The sequence below is a fragment of the Ruthenibacterium intestinale genome (genome assembly GCF_040096265.1).
In the GTDB taxonomy this organism is placed as follows: Bacteria; Bacillota; Clostridia; order Oscillospirales; family Ruminococcaceae; genus Ruthenibacterium; species Ruthenibacterium komagatae.
Window position 1 is genome coordinate 69160 of sequence record NZ_JBBMFA010000069.1, and the last position, 8052, is coordinate 77211.

Below are 8052 nucleotides of genomic sequence, written 5' to 3' on the forward strand. Positions count from 1 at the left end.
GATGGAGAAACGGAACACCATCCAAAAGCAGCTGGTGTTGGATGCTGTGGCGCAACTGGCAGACCATCCCACGGCGGATGAGGTTTACGCTCACATCGCCCAGAAACATCCCACTGTCAGCAAGGCTACGGTATATCGAAATTTGAGCAGTCTGTCAGAGGATGGCGTGCTGCGCCATGTGCGTATGCCGGAAGGTGCAGACCGGTTTGATTATACGCTTACGCCGCATTTTCACATTGAATGCATCTGTTGTGGTGCGCTTTGTGATGTTTGTCTGGATGAAAACAAGGAAATCAGCCGCAAAGTAGAGCAAATGACCGGCTATTGCGATGTGCAGTATGATATTGTGTTTACAGGTGTGTGTCCAGCTTGCCGGAAGCATGAAACAGAGTAAAACACCGCATACTTTGTTTGAAAGGCGGTTGTCCGCCGTCAATTTATAATCAAAAAGAAGTAAAGGAGAGAAGTTTATCATGGAATTGAAAGGCTCGAAAACCGAACAGAATCTGCTGACCGCTTTTGCGGGTGAAAGCCAGGCGCGCAACAAATATACGTATTATGCTTCCAAAGCCAAAAAGGAAGGTTACAACCAGATTGCAGCGATTTTTGAAGAGACTGCAAACAATGAGAAAGAGCATGCAAAAATCTGGTTTAAACAGCTGCACAATGGGGAAATTCCCGATACGATGACCAATCTGGACGATGCGGCTGCCGGTGAAAATTATGAGTGGACCGACATGTATGCCGGCTTTGCGGCTACTGCGAAAGAAGAGGGCTTCACGCAGCTGGCGTACCTGTTTGAGGCAGTGGGCAAGATCGAGAAAGAGCATGAGGAGAGGTATCGCGCCTTGAAGGCGAACATCGAGCAGGGCAAGGTGTTTGCACGTGAGACAGAGCAGGTTTGGGTGTGCTCCAACTGCGGCCATGTTCATATTGGCACACACGCCCCGGAGAAATGCCCGGTCTGCGATCATCCGCAGGGATATTTCATTCTGCAGGCAAAGAATTATTAATTGCTTTAAAGCCCACGGATTGTTCCGTGGGCTTTTTTTGTGCGGTGGAATCCGTTATAATAAAACGTAGCAAAAACAGCGGAGGGAAGACAAAATGCTCCATTTAATTTTGGGACTGTCCGGCACAGGAAAGACCGGACGGGTCCTCGCATTGATGAAGGCGCAGGCACTTGCGGGAAAACACAGTATCCTGATTGTGCCCGAACAGTTTTCTTCCTCCGCGGAAACGATGGTGTACCGCGTTTTGGGCGACCGGCTGGGTGCACTGGTGGATGTGTACAGCTTTACCAGTCTGGCAGAATTCCTGCTGAAAACATTTGGCGGAGTCTGTATCCCCACGCTGACGGACGCGGCCCGTGCAGTAGCGGTGCGCCGCGCATTGGATACGATGGGCGATGAAGTGCAGAATTATCGCAGACACCGAAGAAATACCGGCTTCTGCAATTTGTGTGCCGAGGCGATCAAGGAGCTGAAGACGGCTGGGGCGCAGCCCGAAAATGTACTGCGCATAGCAGGTAAAAACGCAGATGGCGAAAAATTGCAGGAACTGGGCCTGCTGTTTGCTGCGTATGAGAAAATTATCGAGGGAAGCGCGATGGACCCGGCTGACCGGCTGACGGTTGCCGCACAGCGTATGGATCCGGATTTTTTGCAGAACACAGAAGTGTTTATCGATAACTTCGATGGGTTTACAGCACCACAGTACCGGCTGCTGGAAAAGCTGGTTCGTGCCGAGCGGTGTACCGTTGCTCTTTGCTGTGACGGCACGGCGGATAAAGAGGCTGGACTGGGATTGTTCAGCCCGGTAAAAATGACGGCCCAGCGCTTACGGCGCATTGCCGCGCGAGAAGGTGTGGCTGCGGCGGCTCCCAAAGTGTTGGAGGAAGATCTGCGCCATAAACAGGCACCGGGACTGCTGGCTGCGGCACAGGCACTGGCTCTGGGGGAAGCACAGGCGGTCAGCGCACAGCAGGTTTATTTGACACCGGCCCGCAGCATTTATGCTGAGTGCAAAGCAGTGGCCTGTCGGATTGCTTCGCTGGTGCGGCGAGATGGCTTGGCTTACAGCGATATCGCGGTGATTTGCCGTCTACTTGATGATTACGATGCGCCCATTCGCTATGAGTTCGGACTGGCAGGAATTCCTTATTTTACAGACCGAACAGAGACCTTGGAACACACCGGTGTAGCTGCGTTTTTAAATGCGGCGCTGGAGTTATTGGCGCGGGGGATATCAACCGAGCCGTTGCTTCGCCTGTTGAAGACGGATCTGTGCGGCTATACGGCTCAACAGATTGCTGTTCTCGAAAATTATGCCTATACTTGGCGGTTAAAGGCGGCGGAGTGGCGTTCTCCCTTTACCAAAAATCCAGCTGGCTTTGGTGGGCAGATGTCACCGGAAGACCAGAAAACATTGGAAGAGGTGGAAGAAATCCGCGCATCCGTTGTGCCGCGCATTGAGACGTTTTTAAATGCGGCTAAAGGCCAGACGGCGGCGGGAATTTCCCGGCAGCTTTATTTCCTTCTGACTTCTTTTGGTGCGGATGAACAAACGGTGAATCTTGCAAAATCGTTTTCCGAGGTTGGAGATCCGGTGCGAGAGCAGGCGGTGTATCGCACGTGGGATGAGGCGATGCAGCTTTTGGGACAGATGGAGCAGCTTTTGGGAGACGATGAGGTGACAGCTGCTGAATATGCGGATCTGTTCCTCCTTTTGGTGCGCAGTGCGGATTTGGGTCATGTGCCGGAAACACAGGATGCGGTTATGTTGACAACAGCAGACCGAATGCGGTTGGATAGTCCCAAAGTGTGCTTTGTGATGGGGGTGTCTGAGGGAAAGTTCCCAAAACTGGCAGGAGCCAGCGGACTTCTGACACACGCAGACCGTGACCTTCTGGTGCAGGCTGGCGTTCAGATGCCGGGCGGATATGAGAATCGAACGCTTTTAGAGCAAATGTTTTTTTATCGGGCGATGACAGCGCCCTCACAGCGGCTTTATATCAGTTATGTCGCGCCTGAAGGGGGAGGATCCCCCATGGCGTCGGCTCTGGCGCCAGTGGCGGCGCTGGAACCCCAGGCGGATCGCCTGTCACTTGAAGAATTGACACCTACCTGCGCAGCTGCGCTGGATTTGTATGGCGAGCAGTATCGGGATGATACCGCTGAAACGGCCGCGCTGGCAGCCGCGCTGGCTGAACAGCCGCAGGCGGCGGAAAGTTTGTCTTCCATGGAAAATGCCGCGAATTCGATGCCGATGCGAGCGAGAGATACCGGTGCACTGGAAAAGGTGATCGGCCGGAATCTGCGGCTGTCACCCACACGAGTGGAACAATACTACCGGTGCCGCTTCAGCTATTTTTTGCAGTATGTTCTGAAAATCAGACCCCGCAAAAGAGCCGAGCTTTCTCCAATGGAGAGCGGCAGCCTCATCCATTATATTTTGGAGCAGGTCATGCGGCGGGCAGGTGAGGGCTTTGCGGACATGCCGCGGGAACAGCTGCTGCAGCTTGCGCAGCAGGTGGCTGAGGAGTATGTGAAGGAAAACATGCCGGAGGCTTCAGCCCGTTTTGCTTATCTGGTAGAAAGGCTGAAGAAGAGCGTGGGGCATTTGCTGTGTTATCTTCAGCAGGAACAGGCCCAGAGCTCTTTCCATCCGGTGGCGTTTGAGCAGGAAATCGGAGATGGCGAGGGGGCAATTCGGCCGCTGACATTGAAAACACCGGATGGACATACTGTGCAGGTGGTAGGACAGATCGACCGTGTGGATATCATGCGTCGGGAAGGCCGTCAGTATGTACGTGTAGTGGATTACAAAACAGGTTCCAAAAGCTTCAGCTTGGAAGACGTATACTGTGGGTTGAACACACAGATGCTTTTGTATCTGTTTACCTATTGCCGGAACGGAAAAGATTTGAGCGACCCGGTGGCATCAGGAGTGCTTTATCTGCTCAGCGATCCCGCTCCGGGAAGTATGCCGCGTGCACAGGCGGCGAATCTGCCCTTGTATCAGGTGGATGGGCTGGTACTGAACGATGAAGTTGTGCTGCGGGGGATGGATAAAGAGGCCAGCGGTTTGTTTGTGCCGGTCAGCTTTTTGAAAAACGGGACGCCCCGGTCCAGTTCCAAACTGGCACATCTGGAAAAGATCGGAAATATCCGACACTATGTAGAGCAGTTGGTGGTGGAAATGGCCAAAGGCCTGTATGAGGGAGATATTCGTGCGGTGCCTTTGCGCAATACAACACACTGCCCCTGTGATACCTGCGATTATCGGGCGGTTTGCCGTCATGAAGACGGTCGGGACGAAGCCTATGTCAGCGCACCCAAGGGTGTGTTTGAAACACCTGTGGAAAAGGAGGAATCCTGATGGCGGAGACGCGAAAATGGACCAGTGCGCAGCGCCAGGCCATTGAGGATCGGGGCGGAACCCTGTTGGTCAGTGCCGCCGCGGGAAGCGGAAAAACAGCGGTGCTTGTGGAGCGGGCTGTGCGGTTGATTTGCGATGAAGGACATCCCGTTGCAGCGGACCGTCTGCTGATTGTAACCTTTACCCGCGCAGCAGCAGAGGAGCTGCGCGGTCGAATTGCGGAACGTTTAGCGCAGGAAGCTGCTGAAAATCCGGGCAGCGTTTGGCTGCGTCGGCAGCGCCTTCTGCTGGGGCGGGCCGACATCTGCACCATTGACGCATTTTGTATGCAGCTGCTGAAAACATATTTTGCTCAGCTGGATCTTCCGCCGGATTTTGGCCTGGCGGATGACGCCACCGCGTATTCCTTGCGCAACGATTCTCTGATGCAGACGCTGGAAGAGATGTATGAGGATCCGGATTTTCGTACGTTTGCAGACAGTTACGGCCGCGCGCGCAGCGACGCAGCGGCTGCCGATGCGGTGCTGAGATTGTACGATTTCCTAAGGACGCTGCCTCATCCGGAGCGTGCTCTGCGTGAATTGTGTGCGGATTACGAGGAAGAACGCCCACTGGAACAGACAAAATGGGGCGATTTCCTGCTTCGGAACGCTGAGGAAGCGGTTCATAATGCACAGGCGCTGCTGTGTTCTGCGCAAAAGATTGTGGACGAGGAACCGGCCTTGCTCAACTATGCTGCTGCACTGCAGTCCGATCAGGCTTTTTTTGAGGCGATGTCTTCGTGGCTGCAGAAAAGACGGTGGGACAGTGCGCTGCTTTGCGCGCAGGACTACACACCTCCGTCTCTGAAGGCGGTACGCGGCTACGACGGTGCCGATATGGAGGCGGTCAAAGCTCTGCGGGAAGAAGTGAAGAAAGTCCACAAAGAACTTAAAGAAAAAATCTTCCTTTGCACGCAGGCCGAGTTCGAAGAGGACCGGCAGTGCATTTTGCCGATGCTGCGAGCGCTGACGAAGGCAGTGCGCGGTTTTGAACAACGTTTTTTTTCGGCCAAGCTTGAACAAAAGGTGTTGGAATACAGCGACTTTGAACATCTTTCGCTTCGCCTTCTGTGTACGGAGGACGATCAGAAAACGGCAGTCGCGCGGGCGGTCAGCGCTCGTTTTGATGCGGTCATGGTGGACGAATACCAGGATACCAATGCGCTTCAGGCGCTTTTGTACCGGTGCCTGGCAAATGATGATGCTTCCAATTTGTTTTTCGTGGGAGACGTCAAGCAGAGTATTTATCGGTTTCGATTGGCAAGCCCTGAGATTTTTATTGCGCAGCGGGGAGCGTTTACACCTTATCGGGAGGGTGGCCCGCATCCTGCCACCATTACACTGGGGAACAATTTTCGCAGCGCCGGAAATGTGATCGACAGCGTGAATGATGTATTTACCTGTGTGATGAACCGTCAGGTGGGCGACGTGGAGTACAATGCCGATGAAATGCTGTACCGCGGAGTACCGGACGAATATGACGGTGGTCCTCTTGAGATCCGCATTGTGGATCAGGGCGCAAAAATGACGGATTTGGGAGATGCGTCCGCTGTGGCGCAGGCAGTGCGGCGTCTGGTGCAGGAAAAGTTCCCCGTGCGCGAAAAGAACGGCGGAACCAGACCTTGTCAGTATGGAGATATTTGCATTCTTCTTCGCAGTCGAACACGTTTTTCTTTGTATGAGCAAGCCTTGGAAGGACAGGGAATTCCGGTGGCGGCGGATGCGGGAGACAGCCCTTTGACGGCAAGCGAATCCGCTCCGCTGCTCTCGATGCTGCGCATTATTGATAATCCGGCGCAGGATGTACATGTGGCTGCGGTGTTGCTGAGCCCTATGTTCGGGTTTGATCCGGACGACCTGGTCCGCCTGCGGGCCGCGCACCCCAAAATGTGTTTGTATGGAGCACTGACACAGAGCAGAGATGAGAAATCAATGCATTTCTGCCGGTTGATGCGCCATCTGCGAACGCTGGCCGCAACAATGCCGGTATCGCAATTGTGCGACGAGATTCTGGCCCGAACGCATTATTTTGCGGCAGTGGGAGCTATGGAGAACGGCGCTGAACGCAGAGAGACGCTGCGCGCCTTTGTGGCGTGGGTTGGCTCTGTGGGAGCGGGCGGGCTTTCGGCAGTCATCCGTATGGCGGACAATGCCATTGAAAGCGGAGCTCTGCCTGCTGCCGGTATGGTTTCACTGCCCAAAGGATGCGTCTCCATTATGACGATCCATCGCTCCAAGGGACTGGAGTTTCCTGTGGTGATTCTGGCGGACGCTTCGCACCAATTCAATCTGCGGGACATTTCCAATCGTGTGCTGTTTCATCCGCAACTGGGCATCGGCATGACATTGCGCGCAGGAGAAGGTGGACTGTATGCCACTGCGCCGCACCGGGCCATCGGTATGGCTCTGCGCGCAGAGTCCGTCAGCGAAGAGATGCGCATTCTGTATGTGGCTCTGACGCGGGCAAGAGATAAACTGATCTTGACTGTGCCGGCCACCAAGCCGGAAAAAATGCTCTCGGAATTGGCAACGCAGATGGCGGGAGCAGGCGGCGCGTCTCCGTACTTTCTGAGCAAGGCGAACAGTTTTGCCCCGTGGATTTGCGCAGCGGCGCTGCTGCATCCTGACTGCGACGAGCTTCGTGCGCTGGCGGGCGGTGCTACACTGCCGCTGTACCGTGCACAGGGCAAAATGGATGCATCCGTGGAACCTCTGCCGGAGCAGGAACAGGCAGAGCGCGCGAGCGTGTTTGTACGCACGGCTGAACCGGACGGGGACCTGCTGGAAAAACTTCGACGGAATTTTGAAGCCTGTTATCCCCGCGCTGCGCTGAGTGAACTGCCTGCAAAACTGAGCGTGTCGGGCTTGGCGCACGGGGGCGAACAGCCTGTGCTGGCGCGTCCGTCTTTCCTTTATCGCGAAGGGATGACCGCGGCAGAGAAGGGAACAGCACTTCACAGTGTACTGCAGTTTGCGGACTTGAAGGCGGCGTGCGCCCATCTTAAGGAAGAGGTGGAGCGCCTTGTTTCGGAGAAATATATTGATGCGCACATTGCGGCACAGCTGGATGAAAAACGAATCGAGATGTTCTTCCATACAGATCTTGCCAAACGAATGCTTGCGGCAGAGAGACTGCTGCGGGAGTATGCCTTTTTGACAGCCGTGCCTGCGAAGTATGTTCAGCCGGAGATTGCTCCAGCATTTCAGAACCAGCCAGTATTGGTGCAGGGAATTGCGGATGCAGTTCTGATCAACGGTGATCGGGCAGAGATTGTGGATTACAAGACGGACCGTGGGAAGAGCAAGGAACAGTTTCGGGAAAGTTATGCACAGCAACTGCTGCTGTACAAGGCTGCGGTGGAAAAACGTCTTCCGGTAAAAGTAACGGCCTGCACCATCTATTCCTTTGATCTTGGGTGTGAGATCGATGTCCCTTTTGAGAAATAGGGAAAAGATTTTGAAAAAGCTCTTGACAGGTGTGGGTAAGCGCGGTATACTTTACCAGTAAACAAAGTAGCTCTGGCTTGGCAGCCAATGCTCACCTTGTGCGCCATCAGGTGCCGGGTTCATACAAAGACTTTTCTTTGGGAGAGTTCTTGTGTCTTTTTGTGCGGCTGCCGGTACCGGCAGC

At 54.3% G+C, this 8052-nt stretch carries 4 protein-coding genes; all 4 read left to right on the top strand.

What is annotated here, in order from left to right:
* Position 1 precedes the first annotated feature (1 nt).
* The gene (locus tag WMO24_RS05265) at positions 2 to 394 is read left to right on the top strand and encodes a Fur family transcriptional regulator (RefSeq protein WP_349215275.1); all 393 of its coding nucleotides are present in this window, start codon (positions 2 to 4) and stop codon (positions 392 to 394) included.
* A 79-nt stretch (positions 395 to 473) separates the two neighbouring features.
* Positions 474 to 1013 carry a rubrerythrin gene (gene rbr, locus WMO24_RS05270; protein WP_349215276.1) on the top strand — a complete coding sequence of 180 codons (540 nt, stop codon included), beginning with the start codon at positions 474 to 476 and terminating at the stop codon, positions 1011 to 1013.
* Between the two features lie 94 nt (positions 1014 to 1107).
* Positions 1108 to 4380: a PD-(D/E)XK nuclease family protein gene (locus WMO24_RS05275; RefSeq protein ID WP_349215277.1), complete on the top strand. Its 3273-nt coding sequence runs from the start codon at positions 1108 to 1110 to the stop codon at positions 4378 to 4380.
* Positions 4380 to 7868: a helicase-exonuclease AddAB subunit AddA gene (gene addA, locus WMO24_RS05280; protein WP_349215278.1), complete on the top strand. Its 3489-nt coding sequence runs from the start codon at positions 4380 to 4382 to the stop codon at positions 7866 to 7868. The genes WMO24_RS05275 and addA overlap by 1 nt, the downstream gene beginning before the upstream one ends.
* The last annotated feature ends 184 nt before the right edge of the window (positions 7869 to 8052 follow it).

Bases quoted from the DNA above. Each gene is read 5' to 3' on its own strand.
- addA (WP_349215278.1), top strand. From the start codon at position 4,380: ATGGCGGAGACGCGAAAATGGACCAGTGCGCAGCGCCAGGCCATTGAG.
- rbr (WP_349215276.1), top strand. From the start codon at position 474: ATGGAATTGAAAGGCTCGAAAACCGAACAGAATCTGCTGACCGCTTTT.
- WMO24_RS05265 (WP_349215275.1), top strand. From the start codon at position 2: ATGGAGAAACGGAACACCATCCAAAAGCAGCTGGTGTTGGATGCTGTG.
- WMO24_RS05275 (WP_349215277.1), top strand. From the start codon at position 1,108: ATGCTCCATTTAATTTTGGGACTGTCCGGCACAGGAAAGACCGGACGG.